The sequence below is a fragment of the Enterobacter sp. BNK-8 genome (genome assembly GCF_048685095.1).
In the GTDB taxonomy this organism is placed as follows: Bacteria; Pseudomonadota; Gammaproteobacteria; order Enterobacterales; family Enterobacteriaceae; genus Enterobacter; species Enterobacter quasiroggenkampii.
Window position 1 is genome coordinate 2,849,543 of record NZ_JBLQTN010000001.1, and the last position, 23,067, is coordinate 2,872,609.

The window sequence follows — 23,067 nt, forward strand, 5'->3', positions numbered from 1 at the left end:
AGAATGACTATGAACTCGATAATGAATGCGTTTTTCCTCAAAAGTCTCCGTCCGTACTTTAACTTTCCCGGCTTATCACTCCCTGGCGCACTCCATTCTGGTCTCTGGCTGGATGAAAAAATTGACGCCCTGCAGCACAACGTTGCCGTGGAAGTGGCCGATTATCTGGAACGTTACCCGCAGACGAAACATGTTGACGTTTACCTGAACGATATCAACGGCACGATGCGCGGCAAGCGCCTCTCGGTGGAGAGCATGCTGAGTCTGGAAAAAGGCTGTTATTTTCCGCTTTCCGTCTACTCAATGGATCAGAAGGGAAAAATCGCCGCCCCGCTTTATGATGAACCCGATCGGCTGTGCGTCCCGGTCGCCGGTTCTCTGCGCCCCTGTCCGCAGGATCCGGAGCACACCGCGCAGATCCTGCTGACGATGAATGACAGCGACGGTAACCCCTGCCCGCTTGAGCCGCGCGCGATACTGCAGAACGTCGTGGCCCGCTTCCACCAGCACGGCCTTTTCCCGGTCATTGCCCCGGAAATTGAGTTTTACCTGACGGGACAGGGCGAACGCGTTCCGCAAAATCAGGGCTGTTTTCACATGGATACCTCGTCGGCGCATGCGGCGCTGTTTGACGAGCTGGAACAGCTGGCGCACCTGCAGCGCATCCCGCTGTCAGGGGTCGTAGCGGAAGCCGAGTCCGGACAGTACGAATTAAACCTGAAGCACAGCCAGCGCGTCGTTGAGGTCTGTGATAACGTGCTGGCCCTGCGCCGCCTGACCCGCTATGTCGCTGAAAAGCACGGTCTTCAGGCCAACTTTATGGCTAAGCCTTTCAGCCAGCTGTCCGGCAGCGGTTTGCACATCCATTTCAGCCTGAACGATAGCCGTGGCGAAAACGTTTTTGCCTCGCCGGTGAACGCGCCGAGCAGCATGATGCGTTTGTGCATCGCGGGCCAGCTGGCGCTGATGCCCGCCTCCGTCGCCATTCTTGCGCCGGGGGTCAACGCGTTTCGTCGCCTGCGTAAAAACCTGACGGAACCCGTCTTTAACTCCTGGGGCTATAACACCCGCTCCGCCGCCTTGCGTATTCCCTGCTCGGATGACGGCAATCGTCGCATTGAGTACCGGCTGGCCGGGGCCGATGCGAATCCGTATCTGGTGGCGGCCACTATCCTGACTGGCATGCTGTACGGGCTGGAACATGTCGACGAGGGGGATCTCCCTGAGCCGCAGCACGACCAACGCGAACTGCCGCTGTTCCAGCAGGAGGCGATTGAGGCCTTTGCCCGCTGTGAGTATCTCACCGACAGCCTGGGCGACGCCTTTTCCGAACAGTGGGTCGCCTGCAAGCTTTCTGAACTCGACTGGTTTGAGCGCATTGTGACGCAGGAGGAGTCCCATCTGGCATAGGGCATAAAAAAGCCCGCTCGGTGAGCGGGCCGGGTATGGCGAGTGACGATTACTTCTTACGGGCGTACTTCAGTGAATCCAGCGCAACCGCGAAGATAATGATGGCGCCCTTGATGATGTACTGCCAGTACGGGTTCACGCCGATATAGGTCAACCCGTAGTTGATGACGGTGAAGATGATCACACCGGTCACCACACCGAGCACCGTCCCCACACCGCCGCTGAAGGAGACGCCGCCCACCACGCAGGCTGCGATCGCATCCAGCTCGTACATGAAGCCAAGGTTGTTCGTTGCAGAGCCGATACGGCCCGCTTCCAGCATCCCGCCGAAGGCGTAGAACACGCCGGACAGGGCATAGATGATGAGCAGATTCAGGGCAACGTTTACGCCGGAGACTTTCGCCGCTTCCGGGTTACCGCCGATAGCGAAGATGTTTTTGCCAAAGCGCGTTTTGTTCCACAGGATCCAGACGAAGGCGACCGCAATCAGCGCATAGAAGGTGATATACGACAGGCGGAAGCTGCCCAGCGCGATAAACCCTTGCGTAAAGGTCGAGAAGCCGCTGTCAAAGCCCGAGATGGGCGAAGCACCGACGAAGTCGTAGTACAGGGAGTTGATACCGTAAACGATGATCATCGTACCCAGGGTGGTGATGAATGGCGTCACGTTCAGGTAGGCGATGATAATACCGTTGATCAGACCAATCACCGCACCGATGGCGCAGACAATCAGGATCACCACGAAAATCGGCATGGTGGCCATTTCCGGGAAGACCTTGTTGGCGTTTTCCATCGACTGCAGCAGGGTTGCCGCGATAACCGCCGCCAGACCTACCTGACGCCCCGCGGAGAGGTCCGTCCCCTGGGTCACGATCAGGCCCGCCACGCCCAGCGCAATGATAATACGCACGGAGGACTGGGTCAGAATGTTACTCAGGTTCAGCAGGCTTAAGAACGTAGGGTCCTGGAAAATGATGATTGCCAGCAAGACTAAAAGAACAACGTAAATACCGCCTTCTTTCAGGTAAGTGAGAAAACTTTTTTTATTTAACGCACTCATGAGGAGCCCCTGATCTTAAAGGTGCAAAGACGCAAGACGCAAAATTTCATTTTGCGTTGTCGTTTTGGTGTCAACAATACCGGCAACGAGACCATTGCTCATAACCAGAATACGGTCTGTGATCCCTAACAATTCCGGCATTTCGGAAGAAATAATAATGATCCCTTTATTCTTTTTCGCCAACTCGGCAATCAGCTGATAAATTTCAAACTTCGCACCGACGTCAATACCGCGGGTCGGCTCATCCAGCATCAGTATTTCTGGCTGGGTTAATAACCAGCGGCCGATAATGACTTTCTGCTGGTTACCGCCTGACAGCGAACCAATCTGGGTGCGGTGGCCTGGCGTTTTCACGCGCATGGAGTCAATTACCCATTGGGTATCGCTCTTCATGCGGGAGTTATCCAGCAGCCCGACTTTGTTTTTGTAATTGCGAATGTTAGAAATTAACGAGTTAAAGTTAATATCCAGATAAGCATAAATACCGGTCGAACGACGCTCTTCCGTCACCAGCGCAAAACCATTATTAATGGCTTCGTTGGCGTTGTGGTTATTGATTTTCTTACCGTGCAGCGTAATGGTGCCTTCGGCTTTCTCACGAATGCCAAACAGGGTTTCCACGATATCGGTACGCTTTGCCCCCACCAGCCCGGCAATCCCCAGGATTTCACCCTTGTGCAGGTCGAAGGAGACATCGCGGATAGACGGCTGACGCAATGAGGTCAGATTGCGCACTTCCAGAATCACTTCACCCGGCTTGTTTTCTTTGTCCGGGAAGCGCTGGTTCAGGGAACGGCCGACCATCATGGCGATGATCTTGTCCATGTCCAGCCCTTCCAGCGGCTGCGTGGCAATCCACTGGCCGTCGCGCAGGATGGTGATCTCATCGCACAGCTGGAAGATCTCTTCCATTTTGTGGGAGATGTACACAATGCCGCAGCCGCGATCTTTCAGCTTACGAATAATGGTAAAAAGGTGGTTAACCTCTTTTTCCGTTAATGACGATGTCGGTTCGTCCATGATGACGATTTTCGCATCATAGGAGAACGCTTTGGCAATTTCGATCATCTGCATCTGGGAGACGGATAATGTTCCCACGCGGGCGCGCGGATCGATATCAATATCCAGCTCGTCGAAAATCGCCTTGGTGTCGCGATACATTTTATCCTGATCGACAAAGACACCTTTGATGGGATAACGCCCCAACCACATGTTATCCATGACTGAACGCTGCAGCACCAGGTTTAATTCCTGGTGAACCATCGAGATACCGTTTTCCAGTGCTTCTTTCGCTGAATGGAAATCGATCTCTTTCCCCTGAAAAAGAATGCTGCCAGAATCTTTTTGATAGATCCCAAAAAGGCATTTTAATAATGTTGATTTACCCGCACCGTTCTCCCCCATTAAGGCATGAATAGAGTGAGGACGCACTTTTAAATTAACATTATCGAGTGCCTTAACGCCGGGAAATGACTTGTTGATACCGCTCATTTCCAACAGGTATTCACCGGATGACTGAGTTGTTGTGCTGACCATAATTATACCTTGTTGGCCTCGCATATCGCGTTATAAAAGGGCGCAACGAATTGCGCCCAGTGGAGACAAGTTAACTCTTTTATTTACCGATAAACTCAGCCAGGTTGGACTGGTCTACGCCCACGTAAGGTACGCGAACGATTTTGTTGTCAATTTTCCAGTTGGTGCCATCTGCCGCACCTTTGCCATCGGCCAGGTTTTTCGCCAGATCGAAGGTCGCTTTCGCCTGGTTGTTGGCATCGTTCAGCACGGTACCGGCCATCGCACCGGATTTAACCAGCGCCAGCGCTTCTGGCAGCGCATCCACACCGAATACCGGGATAGAGGATTTGTTGTGTGCTTTCAGCGCTTCTACCGCACCCATTGCCATCGCATCGTTGTTGGCGATAACCACTTCGATTTTGTTGGCGTTAGGGCCGGACAGCCACGCGTCCATCTTATCTTTCGCCTGAGCGGTATCCCACATCGCGGTATCTAACGCCAGCTGCTGGGTTTTCAGGCCCTTGTCGTTCAGCTCTTTGATAACGTAGGTGGTACGCGCTTCAGCATCCGGGTGACCAGGTTCGCCTTTCAGCAGCACGAACTGAATCTGACCGTCTTTGTTCAGGTCCCAGTTCGGGTTCGCCGCCCAGTGTTTCGCGATCAGATCGCCCTGAATAATACCGGACTCTTTGGAGTCGGTACCGACGTAATACGCTTTATCGTAGCTATCCAGCGCCTTACGGGAAGGTTCTTTGTTGAAGAAGACGATCGGCACGTTCTGGCCGCGCGCTTTTTCAATAACCGTGCCTGCTGCAGCCGGGTCAACCAGGTTGATGGCCAGGGCTTTCACGCCTTTCGCCAGCAGAACGTCGATCTGGTCGTTCTGTTTGGACTGGTCATTCTGGGAGTCGTTCATCAGCAGCTGAACGTCTGGCGCTGCTTTCGCATCTTTCTCAATCGCTTTACGCACAACAGACATGAAGTTGTCGTCGTATTTATAGATGGTCACACCAATACGGGTATCCGCAGCGTGCGCTGCTGCACCAAAAAGCATGCTTGCCATTACAGCAGACAGGGTCAACACCTTCTTATTCATGGTATCTCCGGTTTTTTTTATGCAGGGTAGTTCTTGTGAATAACGAGCGGCGGGCAGATGTTAATAAAACGTTACTGACAGCCGAGGTTCACTTATAAAATTTCTCTCTTCCGTGTTCGGTAACGCTCCAGAAATGCGTTTTATTCGTTGTTTGCGGCACATTGGCTATAGTGAAAGTGAATAATCACTGTTACATAGCGTTTCAGCCCCTAAAACGCTGACATCATAGTCAGCGCCTTGTTAAGATACTGTGAATTTACTCACAGATTGAAAACGGTTACATCACCACATGTAATCAGTTAGTGATCGGAACCACAGTTTGCCGGGCCGCGACGGAGTGACGACGCACTAAAGTCGGCATGAAACAGTGTGTTGCCCCCGGATCCAGCACGCCAGCAGCCCCCTGTAACGCCAGCTCAGTCGCCAGTTTTGCCATAGAGGCAATGGGGTAACGCACGGTTGTCAGCTGCGGGTCGGTGTAACGGGCAATCGGGATATCATCGAAACCAATGAGTGATAAATGCTGTGGCACCGCAATGCCGTTATCCTTCAGCGCCGTCAGGGCGCCTGCCGCCATGCTGTCGTTATAGGCAAACACCGCAGACAGCTGCAGATTGCGGCCCAGCAGCTCTACCATCGCCGCTTCACCGCCCTGCATGTCCGGCGTGCCGGTCCCCACCCAGCTTTCGGATGGCGTAATGCCGTGCTCTTTCAGGGCATTTTGCCACCCCTCGCGCCGCAGTTCGTCATCTTCAATCTGATGGCTGGAGGCCAGATAACCGATCCGCTGATGTCCGTTGTTGATGAGCATTTTCGTGGCCATCATGGCGCCGCTGACGTTATCCAGCCCGACGCAGCGGTGGGCATAGCCGGGGACGATGCGGTTGATCAGCACCATGCCCGGGATCTGCTCCATCAATCCGGTTAGCTCTTCATCGCTTAAGGCTTTTGAATGGACAATCAAGGCGTTACAGCGCTGGCGGATCAGCACTTCAATGGCATGACGTTCTTTTTCCGCCTCATGATAGCTATTGCCGATCAGGACATATTTCTGATGCTGCTGGGCGACCATATCGACCGCTTTCACCAGTGCGCCAAAAAAGGCATCTGACACATCCATCACCACCACGCCGATGGTGTCGCTAACCTGCGTCGCTAGCGCCTGGGCATTGGCATTTGGCCGGTACCCGAGCTGGGTCACGGCCTTCATTACGGTTTCACGGGTTTCAGGGCTGACCAGCGCGCTATTGTTGAGCACGCGTGAGACGGTAGCCACAGAAACACCCGCCTGACGGGCGACGTCACGAATGGTGATCATATTCACCATCCTTCAAAGGATTGCAGCAACTCACAGACACCCCCTGTGTTTAGCAAGGTGGCTATTTTGGCAGCGAGAGAAAGGGGACTACGTGAAGAAGCTCACAGTCATGAAAACGCTTACATCCGTTTTGTTAATGATTGTGATCCAGATCGTTATCTGGATGTATTTTTCAATGATATCCCTGAAGCACGTGCGGTTAACTGACGCCATACCCACTCCAGCGGTCCCTGGCGGAAATAGCGTAGCCAGAGCACAGAAAACGCCAGGTTTACTGCCCAGACCGGAATAACAAACGCCAGCAGCGTAAGGCGGTCGAATTTCATAAACAGACCAAAGCGATAGAAAAGCGTGGTGCAGATCAGCGTTTGCAGGAGGTAATTGCTCAACGCCATGCGGCCCACGCAGGCGATAGCGCTGACCATCCACAGACGAGAAAGCGAGGGCCAGAAGCCGTAGATCAGCGCCCTGTAGCCGATGGTCTGAAACGGCGCGCTCAGTTCACGCGGCACCTGGAGCAGGAACGCGCACCAGCGGTAATCCCAGTGGATATGCCACTGCATCATCACCGCCGGGAGATTAATCAGCACGCCGAGCAGCACCAGACCGGCGCCGGTGCGACGATAGTGACGCAGGCTGAATTCCCCTTTCAGCCAGCCGGTGCGCATCAGTGACGCGCCCATCAGCATCATGCCCGCCAGCTGCCAGCCGTATTGCGCGCCCAGCGCAAGGAGGTTGTCCCCCAGCATATCCGCGCGGTTGCTTATCGCTTCCGTACCGCCCTTCAGCTTCCAGAACTGCTCGTACTGCAGGTTAGCGGCATCCGGGATCCAGGCACGGTTTGTCGTCTCGCCGGAGATCATCCCCAGCAGCAACAGCACTCCAAGCCCCATGACATAGAGCATCACCCCGGTGTTGAACAGGCTTTTAACGCTGTGCGCATCGCGAATGAGGCGCCAGCAGATGAGCCCGACTAACCCATAGGCAAGAAGAATATCGCCGTCCCAGAAGAACAGGCCATGGATAAAGCCGAGGATAACCAGCAGCGTCAGGCGCGACTGGATCCAGCGTGTGCCGCGTTTGAGGAGAAGCTGCAGGCCTGCGCCAAACAGCAGGGCAAAGAGCGTGAGGAATTTGACCTGCGCAAAGAGATCGAGGATTGCCCAAGTCCAGGCATCACTGCGGGTAATGTCGCCATACCACGCGGGATTGAGATACGCCGCCTTCGGCAAACCGAAGGCGGTGATATTAAGCAGCAGGATACCGAGAATGGCGACGCCGCGAACAAAATCGAGCGTGACGTTTCGCTCCATGGTCCCTGCCCTGTAAGACTTAGTTGTGGTGACGTACGGCGCGCAGGAACTCCTGGCGGGTATTCTGGCTCGATTTAAACAGACCGCCCAGCGAGGTTGTAGTGGTCGCACTGGTGGCATCGCGCACGCCGCGCGCTTTCACGCAGTAGTGAACCGCGTCGATAGAGACGGCCACGTTATTGGTGCCCAGCAGCGTTTGCAGCGCGGTCAGGATCTGCTGGGTCAGACGCTCCTGCACCTGCGGACGCTGAGCGAAGAACTGCACGATGCGGTTGATCTTCGACAGGCCAATCACCGTGTCTTTAGGGATATACGCCACGGTCGCTTTACCGTCAATGGTCACGAAATGGTGTTCGCAGGTGCTGGTCAGCGTGATATCGCGAACCGTGACCATCTCGTCCACTTTCATCTTGTTTTCAATGACGGTGATTTTCGGGAAGTTGGCGTAATCCAGGCCGGAGAAAATTTCGTCGACGTACATTTTCGCGATGCGGTGCGGCGTCTCCATCAGACTGTCGTCACTCAGATCGAGATTCAGCAGCTCCATGATGTCGGTCATATGACCGGCAATCAGACGCTTGCGGGTTTCATTGTCCAAGTCCTGTACGGGCGGACGCAGTGGCGTTTCAAGACCGCGCGCAACCAGGGCTTCGTGGACCAGGGCAGCTTCTTTACTGAGTGATGACATTTTGTTCTCCTGCAGGTGTGGCGTCTTTTGCCCTCGTTGTGGCAAAAGTATGCGTTCATTGTGCGTGAGGCGGCGCACATAATCCAGTATTCACGACGATAATTATTGCAATTGCTGTTGCCTTTCAGCGTGACGATTCCAGACCAGGGCTCCGCCAACGAACAGCGCCAAGCCCGCCAGCCCCAGCGCCGGCTCCAGCCGGTGGGTAAGCCAGGTTGATAACGCCGAAGTGACGGGGCCAATCAACTGCCCAATCGCATACCCGGTGGTGAGCAGGCCCGCCATATAGCGCGTGTGGTTTGGCGCCAGCTCGCGACCGTATAAAAGAGAGAGCTGCACGGCACACAAAAAGCCGCCGCCCACCAGCAGCCCGCCTGTCAGTAACCCGCCAATCCCCGGCAGCAGCCAGGCCGCCAGCACGCCCGCCCCCTGTAACCACAGTACGATAGCCAGTCTGCGGTTAGCCGTTGAGGTATGGCGTAACAGAATACTGAGCGCAATCCCCACCACGGCGGCGAGACCAAAAATCGGCCAGACAAACTGGGCAAACAGGCTGCCGGGAAAACGCACGGCCGCCATTTGCGACAGGAAGGTAGCCGGGAGGATATAGCCAAACCCGGCCAGGCTGTAGCTCCAGACCAGACGCGTTAAATCTGCCGTCAGCACCAGCGGCTCCGGCGCGGTGCCGGGTCGATGGAGCTGCCCGGATCGCGGCAGGTAGCGCGCCACCAGGGCAATCAGCACTAGCGCCAGCACGCCGTAGATTTGCCATGCCGCCCCGGCCGACAGGGACTTCGCCTGAATATAGACGGCGAGCAGGCCGCTCAGCGCAATGCCTGCCCCCGGCCCGGCAAATACGGCAGCGCTCAGGCCCGGTTTACCCAGCTGTCCCAGCCGTTCGTTAGTCCAGGCGGCAATGAGTACCATCGACCAGCCGCTCATGCAGCCGATGACAAAACGCAGCAGGCCGTGCACGACGGCATTATCCGCCGCCGCGGAGAGCAGCGTCAGCGCCACCGCGCCGGTGATGCCAAGCCAGAGGCGCGTTTCAACGAAGCGGTGCGCACGCATCGCATCCCACGCACCCACCAGATAGCCCAGATAGTTCATCGCCGCCACCAGACCCGCGCTGGTCAGCGTAAGCTGTCCGGCAGCAATCATCAGCGGCACCTGGGGCGTAAAGGCAAAACGCCCTATCCCCATCGCCACCACCAGCACGACAAACCCACTGAGCGCAATACGCAGCGCCATGACCGCTCCAATTGTTAAAGAAAAGTAAATTTATGATGCAGCATCTCGCCGTCTGGCGAAAGTGAAAGTTACTCACAGGTCAATGAAAAGGCTGTATTATGGGTTTTATGAATACGCATTCTCATTAAGGATCCCTGCATGGAACTGCTCGAAGAGCACCGTTGTTTTGAAGGTCGACAGCAGCGCTGGCGGCACGACTCCACCACCCTGAACTGTGCAATGACGTTCAGCATTTTCCTGCCGCCGACGGAAAATCCACCGGTTCTGTTCTGGCTTTCCGGCCTGACCTGCAACGACGAAAACTTCACCACCAAAGCGGGCGCGCAGCGTATTGCCGCCGAGCTGGGCATTGCGCTGGTGATGCCTGACACCAGCCCGCGTGGCGACGATGTGGCCGACGATGCCGGATACGACCTGGGCAAAGGTGCCGGGTTTTATCTCAATGCGACCGAGCAACCCTGGGCGCGCCACTACCGCATGTATGATTACCTTCGCGATGAACTTCCTGCGCTGGTGCAGTCGCAATTTGCGGTCGGTGAGCGCTGCGCAATCAGCGGCCACTCAATGGGCGGACACGGGGCGCTCATCATGGCGCTGAAAAATCCGGGGAAATACGTCAGCGTGTCGGCATTTGCACCGATTGTGAACCCAACACAGGTGCCGTGGGGGCAGAAAGCCTTCACACACTATCTGGGTGAGGATGCGGAAAAATGGCAGGCATGGGACAGCTGCGCGCTGATGCTGGCCAGCAAAGCTGAAGAGGCCATTCCCACCCTTATCGATCAGGGTGATGCGGACCAGTTCCTCGCCGGACAGCTACAGCCTGCGGTGCTGGCAGAAGCGGCACGCCAGAAGGACTGGCCGCTGACGCTGCGCATTCAGCCGGGATACGATCACAGCTATTACTTCATTGCGTCCTTCATTGAGGATCATCTCCGCTTCCATGCGGAGCATTTGTTCGGGTAAGTGCGGCCGATTGCCGGGTGGCGGCTTTGCCTTACCCGGCCTACATTCGTGGGTTTTGTAGGCCCGGTAAGCGAAGCGCCACCGGGCATAAAGGTTACATCAGAACTTATAATCCACACCGACAAAGTAGCGACGGCCATCTTCCGTGTAGCTGTAATCGTCGCGGCTCAGATCTTTGTCCAGCAGGTTCTGCACGCCCGCACGCAGCTTCACGCTTTTCGTCGCCTGCCACGCGGCGCCGGTATTCCAGATAACATAGCCACCCGGCGTTGGGTCGCTGCTGGTCAGCGCGCGTTTCTCACCGGTGTAGTTGCCCTGAACATAGAACGACCAGTCCTGCGTCGCCTTCCAGTCAACGGTCCCGTTGGCGGTATGGAACGGCAGATCGGACAGCGGCTTGTTGCCACCGTTGCTGATATCACGACCGTCGTTGTAGGTGTAGTTCAGCGTCACTTTCCAGTCGTCCGCCAGCGGGAATTTCAGCTCGGTCTCCACCCCGCGGATGCGCGCCTTGTTGACGTTGTAGTAGCGGAATATCGGTTCACCGTCCGCATTCAGGCCAACGTAGTTAGGGTAGCTCTGCGCCTGCTTCGCATTGGCCGTACGGCTGATGCTGATGCGGTCATCGACGTTATTCTGGAAGGTGGTCACGCTGGCCTGCACGCCCTCTAACCAGCCCTCTTCCCCGCTGTAGTACAGACCGAACTCGAAGCTCTCGCTGGTCTCCGGTTTCAGATCCGGGTTACCGACAATCTCACAGGCACCGCGGCACGAGCCGGTGACCCAGTCCGGGCTCAGCTGCAGCAGTGACGGCGCTTTAAACGCGGTCGCCCAGCCCCCTTTCACCGTTACGGTATCGGTCGCGTTGTAGACCAGATAGGCGCGCGGGCTCCAGTGGTCGCCGTAGGTATCATGGTCATCCATACGGATGCCGGTGGTCAGCGCCAGAGGTTCAAAGATACGCCACTCGTCCTCCAGGAACAGGGCATACTGGCTTGTCGACGTACTGCTGCTTGAACCGCCCGTCAGGTTGACCGGATCCTTCAGCTTATCGTGACGCCATTCGCCGCCGAAGGTCATCAGCTGGTTGATGTCGCCCAGCGGCAGCACGTATTTCCCGTCCACCGCGTTGCTCTCGGAGGTGATCGGATTGCTGTTGCCCGGGTTTTTGTTATCCACCTTCTCGCCGTACACCTTCAGCTCGCTGTTGCCGACGCCCCAGCGGCCGTTGTGGCTGAGAGAGTAGTTCTGACGCTCAAGGCGGTTTTTGTCGAGAGAATCCGAGTCACGATCCTGACGGTCGAAACCGTAGCCCGCCGTAAAGTCATGATTTTCAGACGGCGTCCAGGCGAACTCCACATTCGCATCGCGGCTGGTGAAGCCTTCAATGCGCGGTGTTTCACCGCTCGCCGTGGTAGAGGACTTCTGCTGCCCGTCTTTCTCACGCTTTGCGAGGCTACCGTAGGCTTTCAGCCCCAGCAGACCGTCCACCAGCGGACCGCTGGTATAGAATTGACCGTTGTAGGTGTCTCCACGGTCGCGATGTTCCTGAATTGTGGAATCGGCGCTCAGGGTACCCGTCCATTTCTGGCCGATTTTTTTGGTGATAATGTTTACCACGCCGCCCAGCGCATCGGAGCCGTAAAGAGAAGACATCGGTCCGCGCACAACTTCAATTCGTTCGATGGCGTCAACCGGCACCCAGTTGAGGTCGAAATCATTATGGCGGAACACCGCGTTACGGGAATTGACGCGCTTGCCGTCAATCAGGATCAGCGTGTAGCTGCTGTCCAGTCCGCGAATACTTACCCCTTTACGGTTGTCCCCTTCGCTCGTGAGCTGCACGCCCGGCACATCCCGTAACACATCTTTCAGATTCTGAACGGGTTTGCGCTGCAAATCTTCCTGGGTGATGACGCTGATGCTTGCCGGTGCGTCTTTCAGGTTTTGCTCGGTCGCGGAGGCCGTGACAACCATTGTGTCGCCGGATTCCGCTGCGATAACAGGCAGGGCCAGGGACATTGCGGACGCGCAAAGTCCTCCCCTGACGAAGGGATTCAACCTAAACATTCCATATCTCCATGAGGTAAATACAACTCAATCAAATCATCATTGCTCACAGCGTCTTCCTGGCCGCCCACATCTCCGGTGGGTCGGTGACACGCTTATTTTTGATAACGATAAAGCAAACGATAATTATTATCAATTAAATTGTTAAGAAATATATCTTTGTTTCAGGGGGCGGGAATAAAAAAGCCCGCTCAAACGAGCGGGCTAACAGAGAGGAAGTGCGGTTATTGTTTAAATCGTTCCGGGAATTCCATTTCACTGTAGCGAACGAAGTGTGTTCCTTTCGTCAGCTTGTAACCAAACCAGATGACGAGGAACAGCGGAATGCCAATGTAGGTTGCCGTGACGGCGCCCCAGTCAATGGTGTCCGCCAGGAACGCTTCATAGTTCTGTCCCAGCGTAATGATCAGGCACAGAATGAAGGCGAAAATGGGACCCAGCGGGAAGAAGCCGGAGCGATACGGCAGCTGGTTAACGTCATAACCCTGTTTGACGTAGCCACGGCGGAAACGATAGTGGCTAATGGCAATCCCCAGCCAGGCAATAAAGCCCGTCATCCCGGAGGTGTTAAGCAGCCACAGGTACACCGTCTGGTTGCCAAACATAGAGGTCAGGAAGCACAGACCGGCGATCACCGTAGTGGCGTACAGCGCGTTACGCGGTACGCCGCCACGGGACAGCTTCGCGAAAATACGCGGTGCTTTACCGTCGCATGCCAGCGTGTAGAGCATACGGGTGGACGCGTACATCCCGGAGTTACCGGCTGACAGTACAGCGGTCAGGATAACGGCGTTCATCACTGCCGCGGCAGAAAGCAGACCGGCGTGCTGGAAGACCAGCGTGAACGGGCTAACGCTAATGTCTTTAACGTCATTACGCAGCAGGCTTGGATCGGTGTACGGAATGATCAGGCTGATAATCAGGATCGCGAACACATAGAACAGCAGGATACGCCAGAAGACCTGACGAACCGCGCGCGGAATATTCTTCTCCGGGTTCTCTGACTCACCGGCAGCAATGCCAATCAGCTCGGTTCCCTGGAAGGAGAAGCCGACAATCATTGCCACGCCAATCATTGCCGACAGTCCACCGGCAAACGGCGCATCGCCTATTGTCCAGTTACTCCAGCCCGCAGGTTCTGCGCCTTTGAAAATACCAACGATCATCGCCACACCGACGACGATAAAGATGATGACGGTTGCCACTTTGATCAAAGAGAACCAGTATTCCGCTTCGCCGAAACCGCGCACGGAGATGTAGTTCAGCAGGAAGATGACGGCCAGGAACAGGGCGCTCCAGATCCAGCCCGGCGTATCCGGGAACCACCAGTTCATCACCAGCTGTGCGGCGACAAGGTCAACGGCGATGGTGACCGCCCAGTTGTACCAGTAGTTCCAGCCCAGCGCGAAGCCGAAGCCTTCTTCAACGTATTTTTGACCGTAGGTCGAGAACGAACCGGATACCGGCATGTACGCGGCCAGTTCGCCGAGACTGGTCATCAGGAAGTACACCATCAGGCCAATCAGGATATAAGAGAAAAGTGCCCCACCCGGGCCGGCTGCCGAAATCGTTGCGCCAGAGGCAACGAAAAGACCTGTACCGATTGAGCCGCCAATGGCGATCATCGTCAGGTGACGCGCCTTGAGTTCACGACGTAGCGTGGGCGCTTCTGTGGTTTTAATTTCTGAAACCATATGAAAATGCTGTCCATTTAATAAATGAGGCGCGATTGTAGCAGACGATCCGCGTTCCTTCCGGCAGAAATACTCAGTTATAAGAGAGCTTCATGACGCGACCAGGATTATAAGTAAAGCATAATTTTTCCCTCTCCCCTTTGGGGTGAGGGATGCTGTCAGATTTCGCAATAGCGCAGAAAACGCTGCAGGGAGCTGGAAAGGTGTTTCTGACGATGATGAATGCACCACAGCGTGCGCACCAGCTTCGGCAGCGGGATGGGGATTTCAACCAGCGATCCGGTTTCAAGCTGTTCGGCAATAACGCGCCGGGAAAGGCAGCTGATGCCCAGCCCGTGGCGCACCGCGTGCTTGATGGCCTCAGAGTTCCCAAGCTCCATCCCTAACTGGAAATGCGGCAGATGTGAAAGCAGCAGATAATCGACAATTTCACGCGTGCCGGAGCCCTGCTCGCGCAGGATCCACTGCGCCTGCGCCAGCCGTTCCAGCGTCACCTCTCCCTGCAATAACGACGAGGCCGGGGACGCAAACACCACCAGCTCGTCTTCCAGCCAGGGCTCGGCAATGATATCGACGTTATGGCAGGGACCTTCGATGAGGCCGATATCCACGCGGAAATCGATCACTGCGTTGATGACGTCCTGGCTATTGCCCACGCTCATCTCCAGCGGCAGGCTCGGGAAATCCCGGCGGTAGCGGGCAATCACTTCCGGCAGAATGTAGTTCCCGATGGTGCTGCTGGCGTAAACGCGGATCGCACCGTTGTCTTCGCGGAACAGCTGCTCGATTTCGATTGCCTGCTCGAGCAGCGCCAGCGCGCGCGGATAAAGAAGACGACCGTGCTCGTTGACCACCAGACGCTTCCCTACCCTGTCAAAAAGCTGAACGCCCAGTTGTCCTTCAAGATCGGTCAACGCCGCGCTGACCGCAGACTGTGAGAGCGCCAGCATTTGTGACGCCTGGGTCGTTGAGCCGCTTTTCAGCACCTCGGCAAAGACTTCCAGCTGACGCAGAGTAATGTGCATGGTTGCTTACCACTTATATAGATTGATTATAAGTATATAATCAATTTTATTTTTAAGCCAGAGCGCCGTAACCTTTAGCCAGACAAAGGAGAAGGTTATGTCAGAAATCACCTTACAACATCATCGTACAGTGTGGCACTTCGTGCCGGGTCTTGCGCTCAGCGCTGCAGTCACCGCCGTAGCGCTATGGGGCGGCAGCATCCCGGCCATCGCAGGCGCAGGTTTCAGCGCGCTGACGCTCGCCATTTTGCTCGGCATGGTCGTGGGTAACACCGTTTACCCGCATATCTGGAAATCCTGCGACGGCGGCGTAATCTTTGCCAAGCAGCATCTGCTGCGTCTTGGGATCATTCTTTACGGCTTCCGTCTTACCTTTTCGCAGATTGCGGATGTGGGTGCGAGCGGGATCGCCATCGACGTTCTGACCCTGACCAGCACCTTTTTACTGGCCTGCTTTATCGGTCAGAAAGTGTTTGGCCTGGACAGGCAAACCAGCTGGCTGATCGGTGCCGGGAGCAGTATCTGTGGCGCAGCGGCGGTGCTGGCCACAGAACCCGTCGTGAAAGCCGAAGCCAGCAAGGTAACGGTGGCGGTAGCGACGGTGGTGATCTTCGGTACGCTGGCGATTTTCCTCTACCCGGCCATGTATCCGCTGGTTGCCCACTGGTTCAGCCCGGAAACCTACGGCATCTATATCGGTTCGACCATGCACGAAGTGGCCCAGGTGGTCGCAGCAGGACACGCCATTAACCCGGACGCCGAAAACGCAGCGGTGATTGCCAAAATGCTGCGCGTGATGATGCTGGCCCCGTTCCTGATTTTCCTGGCCGCACGGGTTAAACAACTGGCTCCGGCGGGCGGCAGCGAGAAAAGTAAAATCACCATTCCGTGGTTTGCGATCCTGTTCATCGTGGTCGCTATCTTTAACTCCTTCCATCTGCTGCCGAAAGCGGTGGTGGATATGCTGGTGACGCTGGATACCGTACTGCTGGCAATGGCCATGGCGGCCCTGGGGGTGACCACGCACGTCAGCGCGCTGAAAAAAGCCGGTGCGAAACCGCTGCTGATGGCGCTGGTGCTCTTCATCTGGCTGATTGTTGGCGGCGGCGCGATTAACCTCGCGGTCCATAGCCTGATGGCATAAACCACTACATCCTTCTCCTGTTAACCCGCTATCATAAGCATTTCGGGTTAACAGGAGTCCCTTTATGAAATATGTTGGAGCGCACGTCAGCGCTGCAGGTGGCCTTGCGAATGCCGCCATTCGTGCCGCCGAAATTGAGGCGACCGCTTTCGCCCTGTTCACCAAAAATCAGCGCCAGTGGCGCGCCGCACCGCTCACCGCTGAGGTGATTGATGATTTCAAAGCCGCCTGTGAGAAATACCGCTACGGGCCCGGCCAGATCCTCCCCCACGACAGCTACCTGATCAACCTCGGTCACCCGGTTGAAGAGGCGCTGGAAAAATCCCGCGAGGCGTTTCTTGATGAAGTGCAGCGCTGCGAACAGCTGGGGCTGACGCTGCTGAACTTCCATCCGGGTAGCCATCTGATGCAGATCGACGAAGATGCCTGCCTGGCGCGCATTGCCGAGTCCATCAACATCACCCTGGACAAGACAAAAGGCGTCACCGCGGTGATTGAGAATACCGCCGGTCAGGGCAGCAACCTCGGCTTTAAGTTCGAACATCTGGCAGCGATTATCGACGGCGTGGAGGATAAATCCCGCGTGGGCGTGTGCATTGATACCTGCCACGCGTTTGCCGCCGGTTATGACCTGCGCACCACCGAGGCAACGAAAAACACGTTTGATGAGTTCGAGCGCATTGTGGGCTTTAAGTACCTGCGCGGAATGCACTTAAACGATGCGAAAAGCGCCTTTGGTAGCCGCGTTGACCGCCACCACAGCCTAGGCGAAGGCAACATTGGCCACGATGCGTTTCGCTTTATTATGCAGGACGCCCGCTTCGACGGTATTCCGATGGTGCTGGAAACCATTAATCCGGACATCTGGGCAGAAGAGATTGCCTGGCTGAAGGCACAGCAAACCGCTGAACAGGCGGCATAAAAAAAGCCGGGTTGCATTACGCACCCGGCTTTTTTGTTGTTTATCGCTTACGCTGCTTTTGCCACAACTTCCGCTTCCGGACGTTTCAGCACCGCGTAAGAGAGGCCCGCCACCAGCGTACCGGCAACAATCGCCAGCAGGTAGCCCAGTACCGGGGTGATGGCGCCTGGGATCAGCAGCACGAACAGACCGCCGTGTGGTGCCATCAGCTTCGCACCGACAGCCATAGAGATCGCCCCCGTTACCGCACCGCCTACGATACAGCACGGCAGCACACGCATTGGGTCACGCGCCGCGAACGGAATCGCCCCTTCGGTGATGAAGCACAGACCCAGCACCAGCGCGGCTTTACCGCCTTCCTGCTGCGCTTTATCGAACTTACGACGGGCAATAATCGTCGCCAGACCGAGCGCCAGCGGAGGCACCATACCTGCCGCCATGATCGCCGCCATCGGCGCGTAGGTCTGGGTACTCAGCAGGCCCACACCAAAGGCGTACGCCGCTTTGTTCACCGGACCACCCATGTCGGTACACATCATGCCGCCGAGGATTGCACCCAGCAGAACCGCATTCGCGGTACCCATGGTTTGCAGCCAGTGGGTCAGACCCGCCAGGATGCCCGCAACCGGCTTACCAATCAGGTAAATCATCGCCAGGCCGACCACCAGGCTGGAAATCAGCGGGATGATCAGGATCGGCTTCAGCGCTTCCATACTCTGCGGCAGCTTCAGCTTTGAGCTAATCAGCTTCGCGACGTAACCGGCGAGGAAGCCCGCAATGATACCGCCGATAAAACCGGAACCGGTGCTCACGGCCAGCATACCGCCGATAAGCCCCGGGGTCAGACCCGGGCGGTCAGCAATGGAGAAGGCAATAAAGCCCGCCAGAACCGGCACCATCAGGGCGAAGGCTGAACCACCGCCGATCTGCATCAGCGCAGCCGCCAGCGTGCCTTGTTCTTTAAACGCCGTGATACCAAACGCGAACGAGAGCGCGATACACAGACCACCCGCGACCACCATCGGCAGCATGTAAGACACGCCGGTCAGCAGGTGACGATAGGCGCCTGCGGACTCTTTCTTCCCTTCCGTCGCGGTCTGACGCGCGCCGGTTGCCTGATACGGCTTCGCTTCTACCAGCGCTTTATCAAACTCCTGCGCGGTCTTTTTCAGCGCCAGGCCGGTGGAGGTACGGTACATTGGCTTACCGGCAAATTTCGCGAGGTCCACTTCGATATCCGCCGCCACAATCACCAGATCGGCCTCCGCCACTTCTTCAGGGGTGATCGCGTTGCCGGCACCGACGGAGCCGCGTGTTTCCACTTTTACCCACCAGCCGCGTTTTTTCGCTTCGGTTTCAATGGCTTCAGCCGCCATAAAGGTGTGAGCTACCCCCGTCGGGCAGGCCGTCACCGCCACAACGCGTTTCGGACCCGTGGCCGTAGCCGGTGCCGTCGCGACAGGCGCGCTGTAGACAGACGCATGACCTTTCGCTTCGCTCAGGAACAGTTCCGGGTGTGCCACCGCGCGATTAATATCGCCCAGCCACACTTTTTTACCGTTCAGCGCACTGTCAGCCGGGATTTTGTCGCCCAGGACAATGGCCAGTTCTGCATCGCCTGGATTATCGATAATCTCCAGATGTGCTTTTTGTGCCGCCGCGCCCAGCAAGGTCTTCGCCATATAGGCGCGAGCCTGTCCGAGACCGGAGTCAATGATCAGCAGCGTTTTCATTATTCCTCTCCTGCTGTTAGTTAAAAGGTTTTAAGTCAACGCGCGCCATCATCGCGGCTAACTGGGTACGATCGGTAATACCGACATTGCTCTGGCTGACGGCCAGGGCAGCAACGGCAGTGGCAAGACGTAAGGTATGTTCACTGGATTCCCGCATCAGCAGACCATAAATCAGGCCGCCAACCATGGAATCCCCTGCGCCAACGGTACTCACAACTTCCATTGACGGCGGTTTGGCGATCCATTCGCCAGACGCGTTAACCCACAACGCGCCTTCTGCACCAAGCGAGATCACTACGTGAGCGATACCCTGCTCGCGCAGCGCATGGGCAGCGTCAATCACATCTTTTAATTCTGGCAGCTTACGACCCGCCCAGATCTCCAGCTCGCGGCGATTCGGCTTCACCAGCCATGGTGAGGCTTTCAGGCCCGCAACCAGCGCGTCACGGCTGCTGTCAAAAATGATGCATGGGCACTGGCTGCGCAGGCGCGTCATCCAGTCGGTAAAGGCTTCCGGGCTCACGCCGGACGGCAGGCTGCCGCTGACGCAGACCATGTCAAACTGCCCCAGCCAGGTCAGCGAGTCGTTGACAAAGCGCTCCCAGTCTGACGGCGTCACTTCGAAGCCTGAGAAGTTCAGATCGGTTACTTCACCGTCTTTCTCCGTCAGCTTAACGTTGATACGGGTACGGCCCTGAACAACCTGAAAACGGTTGGCAATGCCCAGCTCGCTGAAGAGCTGCTGGAAACCGTCCTGGTTGTCTTTACCGAGGAATCCGCCCACGGTGACATCAATACCGAGATCCTTGAGCACTTTCGCGACGTTAATCCCTTTGCCCGCAGCATGCAGGCCGGTGGTACGCACGAGGTTGACTTCGCCGCGCTCAATTTCCGGGCAAAATCCTACCAGGTCATAAGCCGGGTTTAGCGTAATAGTCGCAACACGTCTGCTCATTATGCGCCCTCCCCCAGACCTGCCGCGATGGCATCGCCAATCGCTTTCAGCGCCTGTTCAGCATCGGCACCCTGCGCGGTGAAACGCAGACGGTGGCCTTTCTTCACGCCCAGCGCGACCACTTTCATCAGACTACGGCCGTTGGCCGGTTTGCCCGTGCCGTCAAGATTCGCCACGGTAATCTCACTCTCGAATTGTTTAATGGTATTCACCAGCATGGTGCCCGGGCGGGCATGCAGGCCGTGTTCGTTCCGCACCACGAACTCCGCGGTTTGCACGTCATCCGTCAGCGCATCATCACTGGTCAGCAGTGCCAGCACGGTGGAGGCATCAGCGTTCAGCAGCTTTTCAGCTTTGTTGTTCAGCAGCAGGTCGCCCAGACGCTTCAGCACGGAAACCGGCTGTTCATCAGCCATCGCCACGGTCACCAGCATGGCCGCGCGTTCGCCTTCTACGTCAAATGCATTGGCCGCACGGCTCACGGCAATCGCACTGCGCAGGTTGCCTTCAGCACTGTCGTTCAGCCAGATACCCTGACCCAGATTCAACGGCTTATCGTTAATCACGCGCGTCACAAAGGTGGCATCCGCCGCGCCGGCTTCTTTCAGGCGGCCCGCGTTCAGCGCCTGCAGCGTCACCAGATCGGAAGCAACTACATCCAGCGTCAGCGTTTCATTATCCAGTTTCAGCGCTTCACTCTGTTTTTCGCCCATCAGCAAGGCGCGCAGCTCTTCCGCGGTGGTGGCGGATTTAAGCTGTTCAGCCACCGCGTCATCGCTCAGGACATGCGTCAGCTGACGCAGCAGACCTAAGTGTTCGTCGCTGCTGGCCGCGATACCGATGGCCACATAGGCTACCTGACCGTCTCCCCAGAGTACGCCCTGCGGGAACTGGTAAACCTTAACGCCGGTTTTCAACACCTGATCGCGGGTGTCGGTGGTGCCGTGCGGAATGGCGATCCCATTGCCGAGGAAGGTTGAGGTCTGCTGCTCGCGCGCCAGCATGCCGTTGACATAGCCGTCCGCGACGTTACCCGCCTGCACAAGCGCAGCGGCAACCTGGCGAATAGCCTCTTCTTTATCCCCGGCCTGAGCGCCCGGGTGGATATCCTGAACAGATAACTGGAACATGGTTCTCCACTCCTGCTGAACTTGAATCGTTTCAGCTTTAATGAGAAAAAATGCGCTAGCCTGCTCCGTTTGTTAAAACAAGATAGCGCTGAAACGTTTCAAAAAGTCTTGCGCTTTCTGCAATGCCTTGCAAGAAAACTCGTATTTCAGATTGCAGAATTTAGAGATACAGCACATTTCTTCTTCGTTCAGCTGAATTTTGCTGAAGTTCAGCAAGTCAGTTTCAGCTAAGGTCAGCCGATGTGGATGCAAGATGAAATGCCATTTTGATTTTTCGTGGCATCATTGACCGCACCCACTGTTTATTTTTTAGCTGACGGCGTACACTCCGCCCCTCTCTGCTACTCGCTAATTATAAAACATGCATAACATCCCTGCGGCTGCCTCGCCGAAGCCCTTTGATTTGACCTCAGCGGCCTTCCTGATTGTTGCCTTCTTCACGGGCATTGCCGGTGCGTTACAGACGCCGACGCTGAGCTTATTTTTGACCAATGAGGTTCATGTTCGTCCGGCGCTGGTTGGCTTCTTTTTTACCGGAAGCGCCATCATCGGCATCCTGGTCAGTCAGTTCCTGGCGGGGCGATCCGACAGAAAAGGCGATCGTAAAAGCCTGATCGTTTTCTGCTGCCTGCTGGGGGTTTTGGCCTGCGTTCTGTTTGCATGGAACCGCAACTACTTCATTCTGCTTTTCGTCGGGGTATTCCTGAGCAGCTTTGGTTCGACGGCGAACCCACAGCTGTTCGCGCTTGCCCGCGAACACGCCGACCATACCGGACGTGAAGCGGTGATGTTCAGCTCTGTCCTGCGTGCACAGGTGTCGCTGGCGTGGGTGATTGGCCCGCCGCTGGCTTACGCGCTGGCGATGGGTTTTGGCTTTACGGTGATGTACCTGAGCGCGGCGGTCGCGTTTGTGGCGTGCGGCGCGCTGGTGTGGTTCTTCCTGCCGTCCATGCGCAAAGAGCCCAAAGTGGCAACGGGCGTGCTGGAAGCGCCGCGCCGTAACCGCCGCGATGCCCTGCTCCTGTTCGCGATCTGCACGCTGATGTGGGGCACCAATAGCCTCTATATCATCAATATGCCGCTGTTTATTATTAATGAACTGCACCTGTCGGAGAAGCTGGCGGGGATCATGATGGGCACCGCGGCCGGGCTTGAGATCCCGACCATGCTTATCGCAGGCTATTACGCAAAGCGCTTCGGGAAACGTTTTTTAATGCGCATCGCAGCCGTCGCCGGTCTGCTGTTCTATCTCGGCATGCTGACGGTACATACGCCCGGGCTATTGCTGGCGTTACAGCTGCTGAACGCCATCTATATTGGCATTCTCGCCGGGATAGGCATGCTCTATTTCCAGGATCTGATGCCGGGTCAGGCAGGCTCTGCCACCACCCTTTATACTAACACCACCCGCGTGGGCTGGATTATTGCCGGCTCAATGGCCGGTGTCGTGGCCGAAATCTGGAACTATCACACGGTGTTCTGGATTGCGCTGGTGATGTGTACGCTGACGATGGGCTGTCTGGCGAAGATTAAAGACGTTTAAGGTGCGGTGAGCGATTCAAGCTCAAGAAGGTACGTCATTGCCTGCTCGCGCGTGCTGCCACACATTTCGGCCGTGGGCTGAAGCCCGGAGCAGACCTTCGGACGCAACGGTGAGCCAAAGATCATGCACAGGTTGGTTTCCGAGAGCTGAACGCAGCGGGTATTGGCAGGCTTGCCTAACATACAATTATTCACTGTTTAAAATCCACATTCCTGCTGTTAGCATCAGGTC

At 56.3% G+C, this 23,067-nt stretch carries 19 protein-coding genes; 5 read left to right on the forward strand and 14 right to left on the reverse strand.

Annotation, left to right across the window (positions count from 1 at the left end):
• Nucleotides 1–21: 21 nt before the first annotated feature.
• Nucleotides 22–1,410: a glutamine synthetase family protein gene (locus ACMGGU_RS13830; protein ID WP_420300978.1), complete on the forward strand. Its 1,389-nt coding sequence runs from the start codon at nt 22–24 to the stop codon at nt 1,408–1,410.
• Between the two features lie 49 nt (nt 1,411–1,459).
• On the opposite strand, the gene mglC is transcribed toward ACMGGU_RS13830, so the two are convergent.
• From mglC to ACMGGU_RS13865, 7 genes are all read right to left on the reverse strand, one after another.
• The gene (mglC, locus tag ACMGGU_RS13835) at nt 1,460–2,470 is read right to left on the reverse strand and encodes a galactose/methyl galactoside ABC transporter permease MglC (RefSeq protein WP_008500921.1); all 1,011 of its coding nucleotides are present in this window, start codon (nt 2,468–2,470) and stop codon (nt 1,460–1,462) included.
• Nucleotides 2,471–2,485: 15 nt separating this feature from the next.
• Nucleotides 2,486–4,006: a galactose/methyl galactoside ABC transporter ATP-binding protein MglA gene (gene mglA / locus ACMGGU_RS13840; protein WP_420300657.1), complete on the reverse strand. Its 1,521-nt coding sequence runs from the start codon at nt 4,004–4,006 to the stop codon at nt 2,486–2,488.
• A gap of 79 nt (nt 4,007–4,085) precedes the next feature.
• Nucleotides 4,086–5,084 carry a galactose/glucose ABC transporter substrate-binding protein MglB gene (gene mglB, locus ACMGGU_RS13845; protein ID WP_008500923.1) on the reverse strand — a complete coding sequence of 333 codons (999 nt, stop codon included), beginning with the start codon at nt 5,082–5,084 and terminating at the stop codon, nt 4,086–4,088.
• A 295-nt stretch (nt 5,085–5,379) separates the two neighbouring features.
• Complete coding sequence (gene galS, locus ACMGGU_RS13850) at nt 5,380–6,402, reverse strand: HTH-type transcriptional regulator GalS (RefSeq protein ID WP_196365105.1); 1,023 nt, start codon at nt 6,400–6,402, stop codon at nt 5,380–5,382.
• A 155-nt stretch (nt 6,403–6,557) separates the two neighbouring features.
• Nucleotides 6,558–7,715: a DUF418 domain-containing protein YeiB gene (yeiB, locus tag ACMGGU_RS13855; RefSeq protein WP_420300658.1), complete on the reverse strand. Its 1,158-nt coding sequence runs from the start codon at nt 7,713–7,715 to the stop codon at nt 6,558–6,560.
• A gap of 19 nt (nt 7,716–7,734) precedes the next feature.
• Nucleotides 7,735–8,403, reverse strand: coding sequence for a GTP cyclohydrolase I FolE (gene folE, locus ACMGGU_RS13860; protein WP_008500927.1), 669 nt, complete (start codon nt 8,401–8,403; stop codon nt 7,735–7,737).
• Nucleotides 8,404–8,505: 102 nt separating this feature from the next.
• Nucleotides 8,506–9,654 carry a YbfB/YjiJ family MFS transporter gene (locus tag ACMGGU_RS13865; protein WP_395299444.1) on the reverse strand — a complete coding sequence of 383 codons (1,149 nt, stop codon included), beginning with the start codon at nt 9,652–9,654 and terminating at the stop codon, nt 8,506–8,508.
• A 138-nt stretch (nt 9,655–9,792) separates the two neighbouring features.
• Here ACMGGU_RS13865 and fghA point away from each other — a divergent pair, with 138 nt between their 5' ends.
• Complete coding sequence (gene fghA, locus ACMGGU_RS13870) at nt 9,793–10,620, forward strand: S-formylglutathione hydrolase (protein ID WP_325841147.1); 828 nt, start codon at nt 9,793–9,795, stop codon at nt 10,618–10,620.
• A 99-nt stretch (nt 10,621–10,719) separates the two neighbouring features.
• Here fghA and cirA read toward each other — a convergent pair whose 3' ends face one another.
• From cirA to yieE, 3 genes are all read right to left on the reverse strand, one after another.
• Nucleotides 10,720–12,690 (reverse strand): catecholate siderophore receptor CirA, encoded by a 1,971-nt coding sequence (cirA, locus tag ACMGGU_RS13875; protein WP_008500930.1) that lies wholly within the window; start codon nt 12,688–12,690, stop codon nt 10,720–10,722.
• Nucleotides 12,691–12,914: 224 nt separating this feature from the next.
• Nucleotides 12,915–14,384 (reverse strand): amino acid permease, encoded by a 1,470-nt coding sequence (locus ACMGGU_RS13880; protein WP_008500931.1) that lies wholly within the window; start codon nt 14,382–14,384, stop codon nt 12,915–12,917.
• A 158-nt stretch (nt 14,385–14,542) separates the two neighbouring features.
• On the reverse strand, nt 14,543–15,409 hold the full coding sequence (yieE, locus tag ACMGGU_RS13885; RefSeq protein WP_045908684.1) for a DNA-binding transcriptional regulator YeiE: 867 nt from the start codon (nt 15,407–15,409) through the stop codon (nt 14,543–14,545).
• 97 nt (nt 15,410–15,506) lie between these two features.
• On the opposite strand from yieE, the gene ACMGGU_RS13890 reads away from it, so the two are divergent.
• Together ACMGGU_RS13890 and nfo are read left to right on the forward strand one after the other, a co-directional pair.
• A complete protein-coding gene (locus ACMGGU_RS13890; RefSeq protein ID WP_023294037.1) occupies nt 15,507–16,553 on the forward strand; it encodes a YeiH family protein in 1,047 nt (348 codons plus the stop codon).
• Nucleotides 16,554–16,617: 64 nt separating this feature from the next.
• Nucleotides 16,618–17,475 carry a deoxyribonuclease IV gene (gene nfo, locus ACMGGU_RS13895; RefSeq protein ID WP_023294038.1) on the forward strand — a complete coding sequence of 286 codons (858 nt, stop codon included), beginning with the start codon at nt 16,618–16,620 and terminating at the stop codon, nt 17,473–17,475.
• Between the two features lie 47 nt (nt 17,476–17,522).
• On the opposite strand, the gene fruA is transcribed toward nfo, so the two are convergent.
• From fruA to fruB, 3 genes are read right to left on the reverse strand one after another with little or no spacing between them, the layout of a single operon-like run.
• Nucleotides 17,523–19,208 (reverse strand): PTS fructose transporter subunit IIBC, encoded by a 1,686-nt coding sequence (gene fruA, locus ACMGGU_RS13900; protein ID WP_048028207.1) that lies wholly within the window; start codon nt 19,206–19,208, stop codon nt 17,523–17,525.
• Between the two features lie 16 nt (nt 19,209–19,224).
• Nucleotides 19,225–20,163, reverse strand: coding sequence for a 1-phosphofructokinase (fruK, locus tag ACMGGU_RS13905; protein WP_008500936.1), 939 nt, complete (start codon nt 20,161–20,163; stop codon nt 19,225–19,227).
• Nucleotides 20,163–21,293 (reverse strand): fused PTS fructose transporter subunit IIA/HPr protein, encoded by a 1,131-nt coding sequence (gene fruB / locus ACMGGU_RS13910; protein WP_126534658.1) that lies wholly within the window; start codon nt 21,291–21,293, stop codon nt 20,163–20,165. Before fruB ends, fruK begins: the two co-directional genes overlap by 1 nt.
• 361 nt (nt 21,294–21,654) lie before the next feature.
• Between fruB and setB the strand changes: the two genes are divergently transcribed.
• Nucleotides 21,655–22,836 carry a sugar efflux transporter SetB gene (gene setB / locus ACMGGU_RS13915; protein WP_063622108.1) on the forward strand — a complete coding sequence of 394 codons (1,182 nt, stop codon included), beginning with the start codon at nt 21,655–21,657 and terminating at the stop codon, nt 22,834–22,836.
• On the opposite strand, the gene ACMGGU_RS13920 is transcribed toward setB, so the two are convergent.
• Complete coding sequence (locus tag ACMGGU_RS13920) at nt 22,833–23,018, reverse strand: Fe-S-cluster oxidoreductase (protein WP_084832304.1); 186 nt, start codon at nt 23,016–23,018, stop codon at nt 22,833–22,835. The genes setB and ACMGGU_RS13920 overlap by 4 nt on opposite strands.
• Between the last annotated feature and the right edge of the window lie 49 nt (nt 23,019–23,067).

Coding starts and splice junctions, on each gene's coding strand:
- yeiB (WP_420300658.1), bottom strand. CDS start 7,715: ATGGAGCGAAACGTCACGCTCGATTTTGTTCGCGGCGTCGCCATTCTC.
- ACMGGU_RS13880 (WP_008500931.1), bottom strand. CDS start 14,384: ATGGTTTCAGAAATTAAAACCACAGAAGCGCCCACGCTACGTCGTGAA.
- yieE (WP_045908684.1), bottom strand. CDS start 15,409: ATGCACATTACTCTGCGTCAGCTGGAAGTCTTTGCCGAGGTGCTGAAA.
- setB (WP_063622108.1), top strand. CDS start 21,655: ATGCATAACATCCCTGCGGCTGCCTCGCCGAAGCCCTTTGATTTGACC.
- ACMGGU_RS13865 (WP_395299444.1), bottom strand. CDS start 9,654: ATGGCGCTGCGTATTGCGCTCAGTGGGTTTGTCGTGCTGGTGGTGGCG.
- fruA (WP_048028207.1), bottom strand. CDS start 19,208: ATGAAAACGCTGCTGATCATTGACTCCGGTCTCGGACAGGCTCGCGCC.
- fghA (WP_325841147.1), top strand. CDS start 9,793: ATGGAACTGCTCGAAGAGCACCGTTGTTTTGAAGGTCGACAGCAGCGC.
- mglC (WP_008500921.1), bottom strand. CDS start 2,470: ATGAGTGCGTTAAATAAAAAAAGTTTTCTCACTTACCTGAAAGAAGGC.
- mglA (WP_420300657.1), bottom strand. CDS start 4,006: ATGGTCAGCACAACAACTCAGTCATCCGGTGAATACCTGTTGGAAATG.
- nfo (WP_023294038.1), top strand. CDS start 16,618: ATGAAATATGTTGGAGCGCACGTCAGCGCTGCAGGTGGCCTTGCGAAT.
- cirA (WP_008500930.1), bottom strand. CDS start 12,690: ATGTTTAGGTTGAATCCCTTCGTCAGGGGAGGACTTTGCGCGTCCGCA.
- fruK (WP_008500936.1), bottom strand. CDS start 20,163: ATGAGCAGACGTGTTGCGACTATTACGCTAAACCCGGCTTATGACCTG.
- ACMGGU_RS13890 (WP_023294037.1), top strand. CDS start 15,507: ATGTCAGAAATCACCTTACAACATCATCGTACAGTGTGGCACTTCGTG.
- fruB (WP_126534658.1), bottom strand. CDS start 21,293: ATGTTCCAGTTATCTGTTCAGGATATCCACCCGGGCGCTCAGGCCGGG.
- folE (WP_008500927.1), bottom strand. CDS start 8,403: ATGTCATCACTCAGTAAAGAAGCTGCCCTGGTCCACGAAGCCCTGGTT.
- galS (WP_196365105.1), bottom strand. CDS start 6,402: ATGATCACCATTCGTGACGTCGCCCGTCAGGCGGGTGTTTCTGTGGCT.
- ACMGGU_RS13830 (WP_420300978.1), top strand. CDS start 22: ATGAATGCGTTTTTCCTCAAAAGTCTCCGTCCGTACTTTAACTTTCCC.
- ACMGGU_RS13920 (WP_084832304.1), bottom strand. CDS start 23,018: ATGTTAGGCAAGCCTGCCAATACCCGCTGCGTTCAGCTCTCGGAAACC.
- mglB (WP_008500923.1), bottom strand. CDS start 5,084: ATGAATAAGAAGGTGTTGACCCTGTCTGCTGTAATGGCAAGCATGCTT.